This window comes from Pustulibacterium marinum (assembly GCF_900116665.1).
Taxonomy (GTDB): Bacteria; Bacteroidota; Bacteroidia; order Flavobacteriales; family Flavobacteriaceae; genus Pustulibacterium; species Pustulibacterium marinum.
In genome coordinates, this window is sequence record NZ_FPBK01000020.1 from 14,748 (window position 1) to 32,102 (window position 17,355).

The 17,355-nt window shown below is 32.9% G+C and carries 13 protein-coding genes; 9 read left to right on the plus strand and 4 right to left on the minus strand.

Features of this window, described 5'->3' with window-relative positions; genetic code table 11:
* The first annotated feature begins 181 nt into the window (after positions 1 to 181).
* The 7 genes from dndC to BM383_RS17470 are packed head-to-tail and all read left to right on the plus strand — an operon-like array spanning position 182 to position 8,988.
* A complete protein-coding gene (dndC, locus tag BM383_RS17440) occupies positions 182 to 1,498 on the plus strand; it encodes a DNA phosphorothioation system sulfurtransferase DndC (RefSeq protein WP_093026440.1) in 1,317 nt (438 codons plus the stop codon).
* Positions 1,498 to 3,594: a DNA sulfur modification protein DndD gene (dndD, locus tag BM383_RS17445; protein ID WP_093026441.1), complete on the plus strand. Its 2,097-nt coding sequence runs from the start codon at positions 1,498 to 1,500 to the stop codon at positions 3,592 to 3,594. The genes dndC and dndD overlap by 1 nt, the downstream gene beginning before the upstream one ends.
* Positions 3,584 to 5,146: a DndE family protein gene (locus BM383_RS17450; RefSeq protein ID WP_093026442.1), complete on the plus strand. Its 1,563-nt coding sequence runs from the start codon at positions 3,584 to 3,586 to the stop codon at positions 5,144 to 5,146. Before dndD ends, BM383_RS17450 begins: the two co-directional genes overlap by 11 nt.
* A 4-nt stretch (positions 5,147 to 5,150) precedes the next feature.
* Complete coding sequence (locus BM383_RS17455; protein ID WP_093026443.1) at positions 5,151 to 6,452, plus strand: ATP-binding protein; 1,302 nt, start codon at positions 5,151 to 5,153, stop codon at positions 6,450 to 6,452.
* Complete coding sequence (locus BM383_RS17460; RefSeq protein WP_093026444.1) at positions 6,449 to 7,387, plus strand: O-methyltransferase; 939 nt, start codon at positions 6,449 to 6,451, stop codon at positions 7,385 to 7,387. Before BM383_RS17455 ends, BM383_RS17460 begins: the two co-directional genes overlap by 4 nt.
* 1 nt (position 7,388) lies before the next feature.
* Positions 7,389 to 8,213 (plus strand): restriction endonuclease, encoded by an 825-nt coding sequence (locus tag BM383_RS17465; protein ID WP_093026445.1) that lies wholly within the window; start codon positions 7,389 to 7,391, stop codon positions 8,211 to 8,213.
* Positions 8,206 to 8,988, plus strand: coding sequence for a hypothetical protein (locus BM383_RS17470; RefSeq protein ID WP_093026446.1), 783 nt, complete (start codon positions 8,206 to 8,208; stop codon positions 8,986 to 8,988). Before BM383_RS17465 ends, BM383_RS17470 begins: the two co-directional genes overlap by 8 nt.
* Here the strand turns inward: BM383_RS17470 and BM383_RS17475 are convergent.
* The 4 genes from BM383_RS17475 to BM383_RS17490 form a co-directional block, all read right to left on the minus strand.
* Positions 8,985 to 10,163, minus strand: a complete 1,179-nt coding sequence (locus tag BM383_RS17475; protein WP_093026447.1) for a cysteine desulfurase family protein — start codon at positions 10,161 to 10,163, stop codon at positions 8,985 to 8,987. The genes BM383_RS17470 and BM383_RS17475 overlap by 4 nt on opposite strands.
* 98 nt (positions 10,164 to 10,261) lie before the next feature.
* Positions 10,262 to 11,386 carry a PD-(D/E)XK nuclease family protein gene (locus tag BM383_RS17480; protein WP_093026448.1) on the minus strand — a complete coding sequence of 375 codons (1,125 nt, stop codon included), beginning with the start codon at positions 11,384 to 11,386 and terminating at the stop codon, positions 10,262 to 10,264.
* Between the two features lie 2 nt (positions 11,387 to 11,388).
* Positions 11,389 to 11,850, minus strand: a complete 462-nt coding sequence (locus BM383_RS17485) for a DUF6998 domain-containing protein (protein WP_093026449.1) — start codon at positions 11,848 to 11,850, stop codon at positions 11,389 to 11,391.
* 107 nt (positions 11,851 to 11,957) lie between these two features.
* Entirely contained in the window at positions 11,958 to 12,389 is a 432-nt protein-coding gene (locus BM383_RS17490) for a helix-turn-helix domain-containing protein (protein WP_093026450.1), read from the minus strand.
* A 552-nt stretch (positions 12,390 to 12,941) separates the two neighbouring features.
* Here BM383_RS17490 and BM383_RS17495 point away from each other — a divergent pair.
* Both BM383_RS17495 and BM383_RS17500 read left to right on the plus strand, forming a co-directional pair.
* Positions 12,942 to 15,926 (plus strand): SusC/RagA family TonB-linked outer membrane protein, encoded by a 2,985-nt coding sequence (locus tag BM383_RS17495; RefSeq protein ID WP_093026451.1) that lies wholly within the window; start codon positions 12,942 to 12,944, stop codon positions 15,924 to 15,926.
* 81 nt (positions 15,927 to 16,007) lie between these two features.
* Positions 16,008 to 17,351, plus strand: coding sequence for a RagB/SusD family nutrient uptake outer membrane protein (locus BM383_RS17500; RefSeq protein WP_177229160.1), 1,344 nt, complete (start codon positions 16,008 to 16,010; stop codon positions 17,349 to 17,351).
* The last annotated feature ends 4 nt before the right edge of the window (positions 17,352 to 17,355 follow it).

Consider the following 17,355-nt stretch of genomic DNA (forward strand, 5'->3'; position numbering starts at 1 on the left):
GAAGAGTATGAAATTTATATTTTTATATGAAAAAGATGTATAAATGTATTCTAATTTTTATCTTGTGCTAATTCTTTTAACTTAACATATATTATAAAGAGTTCCCAAGAATACACTATAAAGTATTTATTATTTCGTTATTTTGTTTTTTTATTAGAATTTTTAAATTAAAAGTTAATTAATGTCGTTAGATATAAGTCATTTAGAAAATGAGATAATAGATCAATTTCTTTTGGATGATTCTAAAAGACCATGGATTATTGGTTTTAGCGGAGGAAAGGATAGTACGATGTTACTCCAAATTGTATGGAGATCATTATTGAGAATAGATCCTTTCTTAAGGCAAACAAGAAGAATATATATAGTATGTAACGATACTATGGTAGAAAATCCAAGGATTGTTAAATTTATTAATTCAACATTAAATAAAATACAAAAGGCAGCTGTAGACTATGAATTACCAATAACTGTTCATCAAACGATGCCTCAATTAGAGGATAGTTTTTGGGTGAAGTTAATAGGTCTTGGATATCCAGCACCAAATAAATTTTATAGATGGTGTACTGAAAGGTTAAAAATAAATCCTACAACTAAATTTATTAAGGATAAAATTTCAGAAAGTGGAGAAGTAATAATTTTATTAGGGACAAGAAGTGCGGAGAGTTCTAATAGAGCAGCTTCAATTAAGAAACATGCGGTGAAAGGTAAAAGACTAAGAAAGCATCAACTACAAAATGCTTTTGTATTTGCGCCTATTAAAGATGTTTCAACTAATGAGCTTTGGCAATATTTAAATCAAGTTTCTCCACCGTGGGGAGGAACTAACAAGGAGCTAATAACACTATATAGGAATGCTAATGCAGGGGATTGTCCTTTGGTAATTGATGATACGACTCCAAGTTGTGGTAATAGTCGTTTTGGTTGCTGGACATGTACGGTTGTTAATAAGGATAGAAGTATGGAAGGCCTTATTGATAATGGAGAGGAGTGGATGTATCCGCTAATGGAAATAAGAAATTTTTTAGTTTTAACAAGGGATAATCCTGAAAAGTATAGACAAAAAGAGAGACGTAATAAAACTGTTTCGGAGCATTTATGGGGACCTTATACTTTTGAAACCAGAGCAAAAATCTTAAGAAGAATTTTAACAGCACAAAAGGAGATTCAGAATGCTGAAGGAGTTGAACTTATAACCCATCAAGAATTAGTTTTAATACAATACTATTGGTATCGTGATTGTTTTTTTAAGTTAAGAGTGTCAGATATTTATAATTCTATATATAATACTTCCATTGATATGAGTAAGCAACAGGAAAAATTTAAACAGGAATCAGACTTACTAAAAACATCTTGTAAGAATGAGGAGAAAGATGTTGAGTTAATACAAGATTTATTGGCTTTACAAAAGACAAAAACTTTAATGATTAAGAAGAGAGGTCTTCAATCCGATATAGAATCAAGATTAGAACAGTATTTGGAGGTGGAAAAAAAGAAATAATGACAATTAAAGAAATTGAATTATACAACTTTAGAATTTATAAAGGTGTAAATAACATCGACTTATCAGGCGATGATGAAAAAAATATATTTATTGTTAGCGGTAGAAATGGCTTCGGTAAAACAACTTTTTTAATGTCTCTTGTATGGTGTCTTTATGGGAGGCAAATGCAAGATGTAGACGATATATACAAAAAGGAAATTGATGATCAAGGAGGCTATGGTAAGTATATAGCAAATTCATTGAACCGTTTAGCTAAGTCAGAAGAGGATTATAAGTTTCATGTTTCAATAACTTTCCAAAATGTAAATATTCCTGAAGTACCATGTAAAGAAATTGTAGTAAAAAGGAGTTACAATATCAAAACTAGTTCTTCTGAGGATGTTGAAATTTTAATTGATGGTTATCCTAGTGAGTTGGCAAAGGAAGTAGGTCAAGAAATTTTTATCAGAGAATTTGTAATGCCAATAGAAATAGCTAAATTTTTCTTTTTTGATGCTGAAAAGATTGTAAGCTTGGCAGAAGTAAATACTCCAGAACAAAAGAGAAAATTGAGTAAAGCATATTCTGAAGTTTTAGGAATTAAGAAATATGAGGACTTAAAAGGAGAGTTGGAAGGGTTACAACTTAAGTTGCGTCAAGATACTGCAAGTGCAAATGAGAAAAATCAATTTCAAACTTTAAGAACTGAAATTCAGAATTTTGATGAGAGTATTAAGGAGAATGAACAAAAAATAGAAGAGCTTAGAGAAATAAGAAGCGAGAAAAATAAAGACTCAAGAGATATACAAGAGAAGCTTATAAAATCAGGTAGTTTAATTACGGTAGAGGAATTACAAGAGTTGAGAGTTCAGGAGGAAAATTTAACTGAAAAGCAAAATCAACTCCAGAGTCAGCTAAAGGAATCTTACGATATCATACCATTTGCTATAGCAGGAGAGAAATTTTTTGATGTATATACACAATTAGAAAATGAAGCGAACTATAAGGCTGCAAAATTCAAAGACGAGAATGTAAAAGGAGTAACGAATAAAATACTTACTGACTTAATAAAAGAAAAGAGACCGGATGATTTAGTTGTTGATTATAAAGTGGAACGCTTTTTTTCAGAAGCATTTGAAAGATTAATTAAAAAACATTTCTTTTCAGATACTCCTGAGCTACCGGAAGATTTTCAAACAATTCACGACTTTTCAGATTCAGAACGTAATGAGCTTTTTGCTTTGATGAGCAATATTCGTTTTTCCTTTAAAGAAACCTTTAAAAGGATAACTTCAGAATATAATCTTACAAAAAATGAAATATCTGCTATAAGAAAAAAAATTAGAGATGCTGAAACTAATCAGGAAAGTCCTATGATAGCAGAATTTAGGCTTCAAAAAGCAAATTTGGATAAAGAGATTATACGTATTGATGATACCATAGATTCTTTAAACAGAGAAATAGGAGAATTTATCAATCAAAAGACTCAAAAAATAAAGAAGAGAGATGAACTTGCTAAGAAATTAAAAGTTTCTGAAAAGAGTAAGTCAAAGGATGAACTTATCAAAAAACAAATAGGGAATTTAAAAGATTTCATAGAAATTTTTAAGATAAAGAAAAAAGAGTCTTTGGAACAGCAAATATTAGCTGGGCTTGAAACACTACTTCATAAAAAAGGCTTTGTAAAAAAGGTAGAAGTAGAAATTATAGGAGAAACAATAGATATAGTTTTAAAGAATTCTAGGGGAGAAGAAATTAAAAAAGAGTCATTAAGTAAAGGTGAACAGCAAATGTATGCAACGGCTTTATTAAGAGCGTTGGTGGAAGAAAGTGATTTACAATTCCCTGTATTTATAGATTCTCCTATGCAAAAATTTGATGAGCAACATGCGCAGAATATTGTGAAGTATTTTTATCCTAATATATCAGATCAAGTAGTTATTTTTCCATTAATCAATAAAGAACTTACAGATAAGGAGTTTAAAATATTATCAGGTTCAATAGCTAAGACTTATTTGATAAATAATATACATGAAGATAAGAGTGAGTTTTTAATGACTAACCCAGAGAATTTTATATCAACCTATAACCAAATGTACAACCATGCTAATTAATATAAGAACATCAGAGGAAAATAAGCCTATAGTTCAAGAATTAACAAGGAAGTTAGGTTTAGGAACAGAAAATGTAATTTCTCGTATTGCATTTTCATATTCATTATCTAAAAATATTAAACTTAACCTTGCAACAGATTTAGGTGATAGTAAAGGGAAGGAATATAAAGATGATATTTTATTCGGAAAGTACAGAGATTACTATATAGCATTAATTTGTCAGCATTATGAACTTTACAAAACTGATAAGGATATAGCTAAGTACATAAAGATGCATATTGATCATGGACTTCAATTAATGAATAAGCTTTTCGAGGAAAATAAAAATTATTCTGGATTAGATTTTTTATTGGAAAATTTAGAAAGCGGTATTGAAAAATTAGAAGAAAACCAAGTTTCAAATGATGCTATAATTTTTGATGAATATACTAGAAAAAATAGAGTTCTGAATAAAGATTATTTTATTGATTCTATTAAAGTTCTTGTGGGTAAATCTTTAGAGGATGAGGATATTTATTTTAATCTTAATGATACGTCATTACATAATAATGCCCATATTGCTGTTGCTGGTAATTCAGGTACAGGTAAAACTTATTTTGCAAATAGTGTTTTAAAGCAGATTGTAAAAGAAACTAATGGGAAAGTCAACTTTATTTTTCTAGATTTTAAAGGAATAACCGAAGAAGATGAGAAAAAAAATAATGACTTTTTTACAACTACAAATTGTACTTTAATTAAAGCTCCTTATAAACCTTTTCCAGTAAATCCTCTTTCTTTTATTGATATAATCAATGAGAAAAACAAGATTATGGGGATTAATAAATTTGTTGATATAATAGCAAGTTATAGTGGAATAGGTAAAAATCAGCAACAAACTTTAAAAGATGCAACAAAAAGTGTATTTGCAGAAATTAAAGGTAATGAGTATCCATCTTTTAAAGAGATATATGAAAAGGTAGTTGATTTAGAAGGAGAAAAGGTTAGCACGTTAAGAGAAATTCTTGAGAGTTTGAGTGAGTTAGATCTTTTTGAGAAAGAGAGTGATTTAAAAAATAGTTTTCTAAATGAGAATTATTACTTAAGTTTATCTGGAGATTTACCCCGAAGCGTTAGGTTTACTTCTGTATTCCTTATTATAAATTATATTTATAATACTTTTATGAATATGGACAATGCACCGATAGAAGATAATCATCAGGGAATGAGGTATGTATTGTTAATTGATGAGGCTCATACTATTTTTAAAGACAAAAAATCTCAAGATTTACTAGAGAAAATTTTAAGAGAAATAAGATCAAAAGGAGTTTCGGTTATGCTTTTGTCACAAGGTATAGAAGAGTTTAATCAACCATCTTTTGATTTTAGTAGTATGTGTGAAACTGCCTTTTTATTTGATATTAAGGATAAAACCAATTTAAAAATGATGCAAAAGTTTATGGGGATCGGGGATAAGGATGCTCTTAAGTTAAAAGCTAGCATGGAAAAAATTCAAAAATATCAGTTGGTATCAAATTTGAAAGAGTTTAAAGTAGGAGAATTATTTAAGGCCTAATTTTATGAGTAATATTGTATCTGCGAGTCCTACTAAGGATTTCTTCATTCAAATGCTTACTAAGGATATAAAACTTGAGAGAGCTATAATAGACCTAATTGACAATTCAATAGATGGCGCCAAAAATTTAAGAGGAGATAATGACTTTGATGATTTATGGATTAAAATTAAAATAGATGATTCCTCTTTTTCCATCGAGGATAATTGTGGAGGTTTTTCTTTAGACGTAGCCAAGAACTATGCGTTTATGTTTGGTAGGCCAGAAGGTAGTGGGCATGATGTTAAGCATTCTGTCGGTAGATTTGGTGTAGGTATGAAGAGGGCTCTTTTTAAAATGGGAAACCAGTTTGAAGTAGAATCACATCATCAAGAAGATCATTTTCTGGTTACTGTTGATGTTAATGCTTGGAGTAAAATTGGAGGAGATTGGAGCTTTGAATATGAAATTATTGATAAGAATAATAACGATTTAGGGGATGTAGAAGGAACATTTATTAGAGTAACTAACTTAACTCAAGATGTACTGGATGAATTTAGTTCTGAGATATTCGTTAGAAATTTAAGAGATGAGATTGAGAGAACATTAAGTTTTAGTTTGGATAAACAATTGTCAATTTATATAAATGACATCAAACTTAATAAAAGTGGATTATCTCTCTTACAATATGATGAATTAAAGCCTTTTTGTAAGACATTCGATGTAGGAGGAGTAAATGTAAAAATATATGCTGGTGTGGGCAAGGCAAGTCCAGATGATGCAGGATGGTATATTTATTGTAATGATAGGTTAGTACTTGAAAGGGATAAGACTAACCTTACTGGATGGGATGGAAGAAGATTTGGTAATTCTAATGTTCAAAAATTTCATCATATATATGCTATGTTCAGAGGTTTTGTTTTCTTTTCATCTGACAATTCTAAACTTCTTCCAATGACAACTACTAAGACTGGGGTAGATTCTAACTCAAAAGTTTTTAAAGCAGCTCGTAATGAAATGATAAATGCGATGTCACAAGTAATCACTTTTCTTAAAACATTTAATTCCGATGAGGAGAGAAATGATGTTATTACTTCATCTGAAGAAGTAGATATTATTCAATTGTCAAATCAAACATATGATTCCCGTTTTAAATATCCGACCATTAATAAAATTGGAGAAATAAATGATTCTCTTACAACTGTTTCTTTTAAAGCAGATAAAAAAGATGTTGATAAATCGAAGAAATTCTTTCATGTCTCTGCAAATAGGGAAGTAGGAGAAAAAGTTTTTGAGTATTTTATTAAATCTGAAAGCGATAATCTATGAGTGGAAGTGGAAGCGCCATAAATTATGATCTTAGAACTGGAAAATCAGTAGAAAGACAAATGTTGGCATCATCTGTTAAAGAACTATTCAAAGGGGTTAATTATAATAGGAGAAGGTATATTGGCATGGGCTCAAATTACTTCACTGATTTTAAACTTTTTCATAAGCAATTGCATATAGATAAAATGATTAGTTTTGAATCAGATGAGCAGTCCAAGAAAAGGGTTGAGTTTAATAAGCCTTTTAAATGTATAGACATAAGAATGGGAAAATCTACTAATTTACTCCCGACTTTAACATGGAATAGATCAGTAGATTTTATATGGATGGATTATGATGAAAAGCTTCAGTATGATTATTTTACAGATATTGAAACCATTTTTTCTAATATATCTAAAGGTAGTGTTTATTTAATGACCTGTAATAAACAGCTTAATCATTATGATCTGACAACTTTTAGTGAAGAATTTGGAACGTTAGTGCCTCATGATATAAACATTAATAATTTTAAAGGAGATGAAGATTTTTTATTAATAAGAAGAATGTTTATCAATAAGATTAATGATGTTATTACCAATAGGAATTACTCATTATCAGATGACAAAAAATTAATATTTAGACAACTTTTTTTCTTTACTTATAGAGATGGTGCTCCAATGATCTCTTTTGGAGGTTTTTTAGATTTTAAAAATTATTCATTTGAATTGAAAGAATATAATTTAAATAAATTCGATTTTATTAAGCAGGATGACGAAAGATTTGTTATTAATCCACCGATTATAACAAAAAAAGAAATTAATTTACTAAATTCTTGTTTGCCTGCTAATGCAAGGTTTAATAATTTGAAAAAAATCAATTTTATACCAGAGCGGGATAGAGATAATTACAAACAACTCTATAAATTTTTACCTATATATATGGATGTAATGTATTAGTATGAAAAAGAAAACAGTTTATGAGGTAGCTCTAGGTGTACTTGAGAAGATGGGGAAACCACTTTCTATAAAAGAAATATACGATTATATAGTACTTCATGACCTGTATAAGTTTAATGCGGAGAGCCCTGAAGATATCGTAAGAGTATCTGTTAGATCTCGTAGTGAAGGCCTAGATTTTCCTTCGGCTCGTAGAACGAAATATTTTCAATTTCTCAAGAATGGAACTTTTTGGATAAAAGATATTCCTATACCTGGGCAAACTATTCGGGAAAAGAAAAAGGATTCTATATCAAAGCAAACAAAGGAATCTTTAAAACATACAGTAGATGATTTAAAATCGATTCATAGTAAGCATGTCGAAGCATTTAAGGCACAAATTTTAAATCAATTAATGCAGATAGACCCAGCTTTATTTGAAGTTTTTGCCAGAGAGCTTCTAAGGGTTTATGGATTTAAAAAGGTAGAAGTAACAAATTATGTTAAGGATGGAGGAATAGATGGATTTGGACAATTAAAAGTTGGAATTACACATTTAAATGTAGCATTTCAATGCAAGAGATGGAAAAATAATTCTGTTAGCAGAACTGAAATAGATAAATTTAGAGGAGCTATTCAGGGGGATTTTGAACAAGGAATTATTTTTACAACTTCAAAGTTTACAAAGGAAGCCCTAGGTGCTACAAGGAAAGCAGGAGCTGTACCCATTATTTTAATAGATGGAAAGTCACTTGTTGAAATAATGATAGACAAAAAGTTTGGAATAGAAACAGAGACTATTCCGGTTTATATTAATGCCTTAGATAATATATTTAATAATGAATAATTATGGGAATGTAGAAATCAAAATTGTTGACCTACAAAGACATAGTCACAATATCTATAAATTTCTACTTTACTATAATCCTTATGACCAAAATACCGTTAATTCTTGGTTTTATTTAGCCTCAGGAATTGAATATGTTCATTTTTTAAGTGATAAATACGATGATTACGTCCAATGGTGTGGTTCTGCAATTGAATATGAAAATCATAGATCTAAATTTCATTCTGACCTTATCTTGAATTTAACACGCTTTAATTATATATGGGGCGGCTTGGAAGCTTTTATCGATAGTTTTGATTTTCCTAATTGCCCAAGTCGTTCAGGAAAAATTAACAAGGTGAATTATTACTTAAAAATTAATTTTCTCGAAAACTATGAGATGATAGAGTTTTATAAGGAAACAGTATATTATTTAAAAAAACTACTATCATTAAATTCTTGGTATCTTAATGATTCTGAAATTAATTCAATTAGTGAGTGTGAATGTAAAGAATTAATAGGGTTAAAAATAGTATATAAAATTAGAAATCTCTTTGCTCATGGTTCCTTAAAATTTAGTGAGCCAGACGGCTGGCATCATACTACTCCGTATGATAATGAAATAATAATAACCAGTACTCGATTAGTTCTTTTTACTTTACAAATGTTATTTATATCAGTCTATGATGATCTGAATTTCAAGATACCAAAAAGATTGCATGATAGAATAGAGAAGGGGGCAAAAGCTTCAGATTTTTTATTCAGTATGCATTTAAAATCTTATAAGTATAATTAAAATGACATAGATCTTAAATTTGAGACTACTGTTGATACTGAATTAATAACAATTTTAATTTCTTCTAAAGTATTTTCTTTACCAATAGAAAATCTAATACTATTGAAAGCCTCATTTTCACTCAAACCCATTGCTATCAATACATGAGAAGGATCTATACTCATTGATGTACAAGCACTACCATTACTAACAGCTATTAGTGGTAATTCAACATTATCAGGACTGCTTAATCCCATAATTATAGCCTCGCTATCTGCTCCTTTAAAACATAAATTTGTTACATTGAATAGTCGATTATCTCTGTTACCATTAATCGTAGTATCAGGAATTTTTAATAGTTCTGTCTCTAAATAATCACGAAGCTTTATAATTGATAATTTATTATCAATCATTTCCTTTCTGGCCAGTTCACAAGCCTTTCCTAATGATACAATCCCTGGAACATTTAATGTCCCGCTTCTCATATTTCTTTCATGTCCACCGCCATGTAGTAATGCAGGTATTTTAATCCTTGTTTTTCGTTGTCTAATATAAAGAGCTCCTACACCTTTACATGCATATATTTTATGGCCACTCATAGATAGTAAGTCTATACCTAAATCATCTACATCAATATCAATTTTCCCAACTGCCTGAGTAGCATCTGTCATAAAGATTGCTCCAACTGAGTGTGTTAATTGAGAAATTTGTTTTATTGGTTGAATTACTCCCGTTTCATTGTTAACATACATTACAGATACCAAGATAGTGTCATCTCTTAAAGTCTCTTTTAGCTTTTCTAAGGAAATGGTTCCATCAGATTTAACCGGTAAATAAGTTATTTCAAATCCTTTACTTTCAAGATACTTACATGTATCTAAAACCGCACTATGTTCTGTTGAAACTGTTATAATATGTTTTCCCTTGTTTTGGTAAGAATCGGCAATACCTTTAATTGCAATATTAATAGATTCAGTAGCTCCGCTTGTAAAAATTATTTCATTAGTTTCTGCTCCAATTAACTCTGCAATTTCTTTTCTAGATTTTTTAACAGCATTATGTGAGTCTACCCCAAATTGATGCGTACTATTGGCATTAGCAAAATTAGTGGTAAGAAATGGAATCATTTCATCTAATACTCTTTTATCAATGGGGGTTGTAGCATTATTATCTAGGTATATTAGGGACTTTTGCATTTATATTAAATTATGTAGCGCAAACTAATTAAGTTTTTATTTAAATAAAAAAATAAAGGAATGTATTTATATCAGTATTTCTTATTTTAAGTAAACAATTATTGTGATTCTAAAATAAAGTTATTTTCCCATCTACTTATATCCTTATTAGGATATAAGAATTTGATGATTTGTATAAATAAATCGGCAAAATCTTTTTGGATTTGACTTATTACAATTTCTGAAAATCTACTTAATTCTTCAATACTTATTTCATAATCTCTCACTTGTAAATGTTTATATGAGTCCTTACTAATACCTATATATTCATTGTTGAATTGAGGGTGATTTTGAAATTTTTCTTTTATTTCTGATTCTTTTGCCTTGTCCTCTCTATTAAGTTCTAAAATAATTTGATATTTGTAAGCTTTTCCTAAAATTAAATCCTTAGTAATAATGGTGAAATAGGTGTCGATTAAATTTGATTCGTCCCAAATATTTTTCCACGTTATTTCACTTCCAAAAGTTTGAAGCCCCAATTTAGAGGCTATTAGTTCGTATTGATCATTTAAAAATTTATGTCCTTCTAATAAAGTTTCATAGGTTTCATTTATTTTTTTTGCATTTTGGAAAAAGAATTTGGCGGAATCGTTCATTTTGTATGTAGTAGTTAAATTTTCAATGGTTTTAAAAAAATCATTTAAATATATCTTTTGCGATGTATCGTTAATATTATTTAAGTCAATAATATTTTTAATCTTTGATATCCATTCCCAATGTGTTATGTTGATAAATTTATCTTTTACATTTTCTGGAATAACATGATTATGTAATGTTAACAGTATACCAATTTTATTAGCATCCTTCGATTTAAAATAATTCCAATATTCCAATAGATCATTGTTTAAACGATGATGTATTTTATTTTCTATAATAATGGCTACAGGGTTTATAAGATCTCTTATGAAAATATCAATCCTTCCATTTGAAGTAGTCATTTCAGTTGTTGTAAAAGCTCTTGTAAATTGAAATTTTCTTAATGTTTTTTCGTATATAATGGAAAGTAATGCATCAAGAAATGTCGATTTGAGTTCTTCAATTTCACATGATAAATAGTATGCATAAATATTACTGTTTATATTTTCGTTGTGGTCTTTTCGAATAATCTCCAAGAAACCATCTTTTCGTTTTTCAAGTGGTATTTCTGTTTCGTTTAAAAAAACATATAATTCAGTAAAGGACATTTTTATTTCATTTTAATTTTATCTTCTATTGAAATTTGTTGGTTGAGTCTTTTTAACTTATTGTGAGATAGTCTATAGTAACTATTTTTATATCCTTTTAATTTATTAGCGATTATATAATTTTTATAAATGAATTCTCCTGGTCCATTGTATAATTCTTCTAAATTTCCGTCTTTTCGTATTATTAAGGCTAAATAATAATCAGGAATTCTATACTCTCCAAAGGGAAAATAAAAGTTTTCTTTAAAAGAAGATTTTATTTGAATTTTTCTTCCTGTTGAAATTTCAATTGCATCGTGTATTGGTGTATTTTCAGGTAGTAACTGTAAATTGTATTTTTCTGCAGCCAAAACCTCTCCAATATCTCCAACAAGTCTTCCATCTAGAGTAAAGTTTCTATTATATTGAATAAATTGTTCCTTTAGGGAAGCTGTAATCGCAAGTAACTCTTTTATTTCTTTCACTCTAAGTTTAAATATTTTTATGAATTCAAACCTAATATTTTCTTGACAAGTTCTTTATTTTCATCTAGGGAATTATTTAAAAGACTTTCTTTTATTTTTAAGAGTAATTAATTTTCAATTATAGTTAAATAGTTTAGCTTTCCAGAATTCCATTTAAGGAGTTCACCATTATTTAATGGCTTAATAGAAAGAATTTCAAATCTTTTCTTTAGATTTCCCTTTTCATCTACTTCATGTTTCTTACTATCTGATTTTAATAATTTAAGTCTGATTTTTACCATATCATACTTCAAAATTTCTTTTGGGAGAATATCATTATATGACTTTAATTTCAATGCCTTTGCTACTCTTGCTAACATTCTTATATTATATTTTGCCCTATTTTTTGGATTTTCGATTTGTCCAATATAACCTTCTGATACGCCTATGAGTTGAGCTAATGCTAATTGATCAATATATGGAGTAGACTTTGCTCTTAATTCTCTTATACTTTCAATAATATAAAAGTCTAGGTGAGACATCACAATTTCTATAATCATTTTACATATTTATATACATGTAAATCAAAAAGATTTTAATAATTAATTCACATATACATAGCTATGTAATATTTATTGTTATATTTGTAGGAATAATACATAAATTTGCAATTCTTCAAATAGAAAGATATTAGAAGCTATTGCTTAGAGTCTCGAGCAGAAAACTGGTAATTTTTAGACAACGAGATGATAAGTAACTAGCTCACGGACCCGGGGACGTGAGCTCACTTGTCGTTGTCAGGTATACCAGTACCTCTGTTCAATAAGTTGAGTTTTCACGTCCCTATTTTGTTTTTATAATGTGGTCGTTGCTTTTCCCTCACCCTTAACCATTGGAAAACTTAACTAGGAAGTACGGCAGGTCTGTTGTTGGGATCAGGGTCGGTTTGTTTTAGATTATTTGTTTTGAAACCAACGAATGCTTTTTCTTATGATCTGGATACGAATTCCATGAGCATTGGATTAGAAATAGAAAAGCCCGCTACGAGTTTGGCGACGGTAGCAGGCTTCTGTGCAGCTAATTTGATGTGAAATTAACAACAACCCAATAGTATGAAATTTTTTCTACATAGCATGGGGAGGCATGCTATATTCCTATATTTTTTATGTTTTTGCTTTTGTTTTGGAAGCCCCGGGGCGTGGGCTCAATCTACTGTGAGTCTATCTGGAACCGTATCTGATCGGGATGGTCCGATCTATGGAGCCACCATTCAGGTAAAGGGAAGTACTTCGGGTATTTTAAGTGATGAAAACGGTTATTATAAGTTACCAGTGATGGCTTCGGATACTTTGGTCTTTTCCTATCTGGGGTATCAGTCTCAGGAAATTCCTGTGGGGGGACTCAAATTAATCAATGTAGTTCTTATAGAATCCGTTAGTGAGTTGGATGCCGTAGTGGTGAATGCTGGTTATTATACGGTTTCTGAGAAGGAGCGTACCGGAAGTATAACAGGTATCTCTGGGGAAGCTATAGAAGCACAACCTGTGGGAAATGTGTTTGAAACCTTGCAGGGTAGGTTAACCGGAGTATCCATCGTTTCTACAGGAGGTATACCGGGCAGTCGTTTTGACATACAGATACGGGGGCGCAATAGCATTGCTGCCGGAAATGAACCTTTATATGTGATAGATGGCGTACCCTATATGTCTGAAAGTATGGAAGCAGTTTTTAGTGCTGCGCTAACCGGTGGAGGAAATCCTTTACAGGCATTGAATCCAGCGGATATTGAACGTATTGAAGTTCTCAAGGATGCGGATGCAACCGCTATCTATGGCTCTAGAGGAGCGAATGGGGTGATTTTGATTACCACCAAACAAGGGAAGTCAGGGAAAAGTCAACTGTCGGTATCTGTAGCCTCAGGAGCTGCTAAGATGACCCGGTTTTGGGATATGCTCAGTACCGAGGAGTATTTGGAGATGCGGCAAGAGGCCTTTGCCAATACAGGAACCACCCCAACCAATGCCAATGCACCGGATTTACTGCTATGGGATCAGCATCGGTATACGGACTGGCAGCGTAAGCTCTTGGGTGAAACTGCTGAGATTACCCAGGCACAGGTATCCTTATCTGGAGGAAATGATCGAACGAAGTATCGTTTGGGGACTTCCTTTAGGGAACAAGGGAGTGTGTTTCCCGGGGATTTTAGCAATCGTAAAGTATCCGGGAATTTATCGGTACAGCATGAATCCGAAGATGGTCGGTTTTCAACCCAAGGAACTGTTTTATATAGTAGGGATGTAAACAAACAACCTAAAAACGATCCTACTTATAATGCTTTGTACATGCCGCCTAATGCTCCTGAGATCTATTTGGAAGATGGAAGTCTGAATTTTGAGAATAGTACCTTTAGTAATCCCTATGCGCTGATATTGCAATCGTATCAAAACACTCAGTATTCCTTTGTGGGGAATTTGAATGTGAGTTATCGCCTTTTTCAGGGATTGAAATTGAAGGTTAGTGGGGGGTATAACCGCATGGATGGAGAGCAAATAGGGCAGACACCTTTGGCTTCGTTGAATCCTGCTGTATATACTACCGGAGAAGCGAGTTTTGGTCGTCGGACGTTTGACAGTTGGATACTGGAACCCCAACTGAATTATATGAGGTCTTGGAACAACAGTCGTTTGGAGGTACTAATAGGAGGAAGCTTTCAGGAGAATCAATTTCGGTTGCAGGAGTTCTATGCCAAGGGCTATACGGATGATGCCTTATTGGATAATATGGCAGCAGCCCCTTCTTTTCAGGTACGTCAGTTTTTGGAAACAGATTATCGGTATATGGCTGTTTTTGGTAGAATTAATTACAATTACAAGCATCGGTATATTTTGAATGTCACCGGTAGACGGGATGGTTCCAGCAGGTTTGGTCCGGGCAATCAGTGGGGCAACTTTGGAGCTGTAGGTGCAGCTTGGCTGTTTTCCGAGGAAAATTGGTTTAAGGATAGTATGCTGAGTTTTGGAAAACTACGCAGTAGCTATGGAACTTCTGGAAATGACCGGATTTCAGATTATGGTTATTTGGATAGCTGGACGGCTACCTATTACAATTATAATGGACAGGGAGGACTGTACCCGAGTCGTTTGTATAATCCCAATTATGGTTGGGAAGTGAATCGAAAATTTGAAGTGGCTTTGGAGAGTGGATTTTGGAAGGATCGGATACAATTTAATGTGGCTTGGTACCGAAATCGTTCTTCTAGTCAGTTGATTGGAGAGCCATTACCGGCAACTACCGGATTTGGAAGTATTCAGAACAATTTGGATGCTGTGGTACAAAATACAGGCTGGGAGTTTGAATTGCATAGTACACCTGTACAGGGTGATGTTACATGGCGTAATTCGTTGCTGTTAACAGTTCCTAAGAATAAATTGATTTCCTTTCCGGATTTGGAACTATCTACCTATGCCAATACGTATGTGGTCGGGCAGCCTTTGGATATTACCAAAGTATATAATTATACGGGGATAGATCCTGAAACCGGTTATTACACCTTTGAGGATGTGAACGGAGATGGGACGATTACGGCAGCTGAGGATAAACAAACCCTACGTCGCAGCGGGCAAAAATACTATGGGAGTTTTCAAAATACATTGAGTTATAAAGGTTGGCAGTTGGAGGCTGTTTTACAGTTTGTCAAACAAACCGGCTATAGTTACTTCTATGATTTGGGAGGGGCACCGGGGTATATAAGAAACCAACCCAACTTGGTATTGGATCATTGGCAGGCTCCAGGAGATACCGCAGGTGTTCAGGCCTATACCACAGGGGGAGTTGGAGCAAATGCTTATAACTTACTCCAATCCAGTAGTGCAGCTTATACGGATGCTTCGTATGTACGATTGCAGACGGTCAATTTCAGTTACCAGTTTCCCAAGCGTTGGCTGGATACGGTGAAGCTATCGGGACTGCGCATGTATATACAAGGACAAAACCTGTTAACTTTTACGGATTATGAGGGTTGGGATCCCGAGACCCAAAGTGTAGGATCGTTACCACCCCTGACCAGTTGGATGGTAGGTATGCAAATCTCATTTTAACCTTAGTAAGTAATGAATATGAAAAAAAAGAGAATTTATGTGATAAGTAATCCTGATAAGCATTGGATGAAGATAAATAAGATGGTATACCTGTTAGGTGGTTTGCTGCTGTTTTTGGGTAGCTGTTCTGATTTTATTGAAGTAGAGATTCCCTCTACTGAGCTCAGTGCTTCACAGGTCTTTGATAGTGATGAAAGTGCGCTCTTGGCAGCTACGGGAATGTATATTACCATGATGGACAACTTAGGATACTTTGCCAATAAGAATACCACCTTATTTGCCGGACTCTCAGCCGATGAGTTTGTGAATTTAAGTAATGATGGAGCTCAGGCAGCTTTGTATGAAAATAACCTGTTGCCTTCCAACGCCTATGTGGCAAACCAGTGGAGCGATATGTATAAAACGATTTATCAGGCCAATGCCTTATTGGCAGGATTGGAAACTTCTGAGATGGTTTCACAGGAACTAAAAGACCAGTTGATAGGGGAAGGGTATTTTATGCGCGGCTTTGCCCATTGGTATTTGACGAGGTTCTTTGGAGAAGTACCTTACATCACAGGAGTGAATTATGAGCTTAACAGTACGGTTTCTCGAATGCCGGTAGCCGAAGTGTACACCCATTTGATTAGTGATTTGGAGCAGGCAGTAGCCCTGTTACCTGAGGATTATAGTTTGTCATCAGGAGAGCGGATTCGTCCCAATCGCTATGCAGCACAAGCCCTGCTGGCTCGGGTGTATTTGTATCAAGAGGATTGGCAAACTGCGTATGATACAGCAGGGGAGATTATTGGTGCCGATAGTTTGTATGAGTTGGTGGATATAGGAGACGTATTTCATCCCAATAATAGCGAAGCTATCTGGCAATTGTATCCGGTTATTGAAGGTTTTAATACCATTGAAGGCTATAGTTTTACCTGTTGTGTAACCAGTAACTTTTCGTTGAGTGCTTCGCTGGTGGCTGCTTTTGAATCGGGAGATACACGCTTTAGCACTTGGGTAGCCAGTATGGTTTTAGGTGGTGAAACCTATTATTATCCTTACAAATATCAGGTATCTTTTTCTCCTGCCGTGGAAGAATATTATACAGTCTTCCGTTTGGCAGAAATCTATCTGATACAGGCAGAAGCGGCAGCTCATTTAAGTATGAATGCGGAAGCAGTAGCTTTACTCAATGCTATCCGAGGGCGTGCCGGATTGGAAGCTTTGGATTTGGTGAGTTCGGAGGATATTTTGGATGCCGTCATGCAGGAGCGTCGTGTGGAGCTTTTTGCCGAATGGGGACACCGCTGGTTTGACTTACAACGCAGCGGAAATACCACTCCGTTGGAGTCCAAAGCGGATTTGCAGGAAACGGATTTCTGGTATCCGATACCGGAATCGGAACGTTTGCTGAATCCCAACTTAACCCAGAATGATGGGTATTAATGTA

Excerpts from the sequence above, each read along its gene's own strand:
- dndC (WP_093026440.1), top strand. The coding sequence starts at position 182 with ATGTCGTTAGATATAAGTCATTTAGAAAATGAGATAATAGATCAATTT.
- dndD (WP_093026441.1), top strand. The coding sequence starts at position 1,498 with ATGACAATTAAAGAAATTGAATTATACAACTTTAGAATTTATAAAGGT.
- BM383_RS17450 (WP_093026442.1), top strand. The coding sequence starts at position 3,584 with ATGCTAATTAATATAAGAACATCAGAGGAAAATAAGCCTATAGTTCAA.
- BM383_RS17455 (WP_093026443.1), top strand. The coding sequence starts at position 5,151 with ATGAGTAATATTGTATCTGCGAGTCCTACTAAGGATTTCTTCATTCAA.
- BM383_RS17460 (WP_093026444.1), top strand. The coding sequence starts at position 6,449 with ATGAGTGGAAGTGGAAGCGCCATAAATTATGATCTTAGAACTGGAAAA.
- BM383_RS17465 (WP_093026445.1), top strand. The coding sequence starts at position 7,389 with ATGAAAAAGAAAACAGTTTATGAGGTAGCTCTAGGTGTACTTGAGAAG.
- BM383_RS17470 (WP_093026446.1), top strand. The coding sequence starts at position 8,206 with ATGAATAATTATGGGAATGTAGAAATCAAAATTGTTGACCTACAAAGA.
- BM383_RS17475 (WP_093026447.1), bottom strand. The coding sequence starts at position 10,163 with ATGCAAAAGTCCCTAATATACCTAGATAATAATGCTACAACCCCCATT.
- BM383_RS17480 (WP_093026448.1), bottom strand. The coding sequence starts at position 11,386 with ATGTCCTTTACTGAATTATATGTTTTTTTAAACGAAACAGAAATACCA.
- BM383_RS17490 (WP_093026450.1), bottom strand. The coding sequence starts at position 12,389 with ATGATTATAGAAATTGTGATGTCTCACCTAGACTTTTATATTATTGAA.
- BM383_RS17495 (WP_093026451.1), top strand. The coding sequence starts at position 12,942 with ATGAAATTTTTTCTACATAGCATGGGGAGGCATGCTATATTCCTATAT.
- BM383_RS17500 (WP_177229160.1), top strand. The coding sequence starts at position 16,008 with ATGGTATACCTGTTAGGTGGTTTGCTGCTGTTTTTGGGTAGCTGTTCT.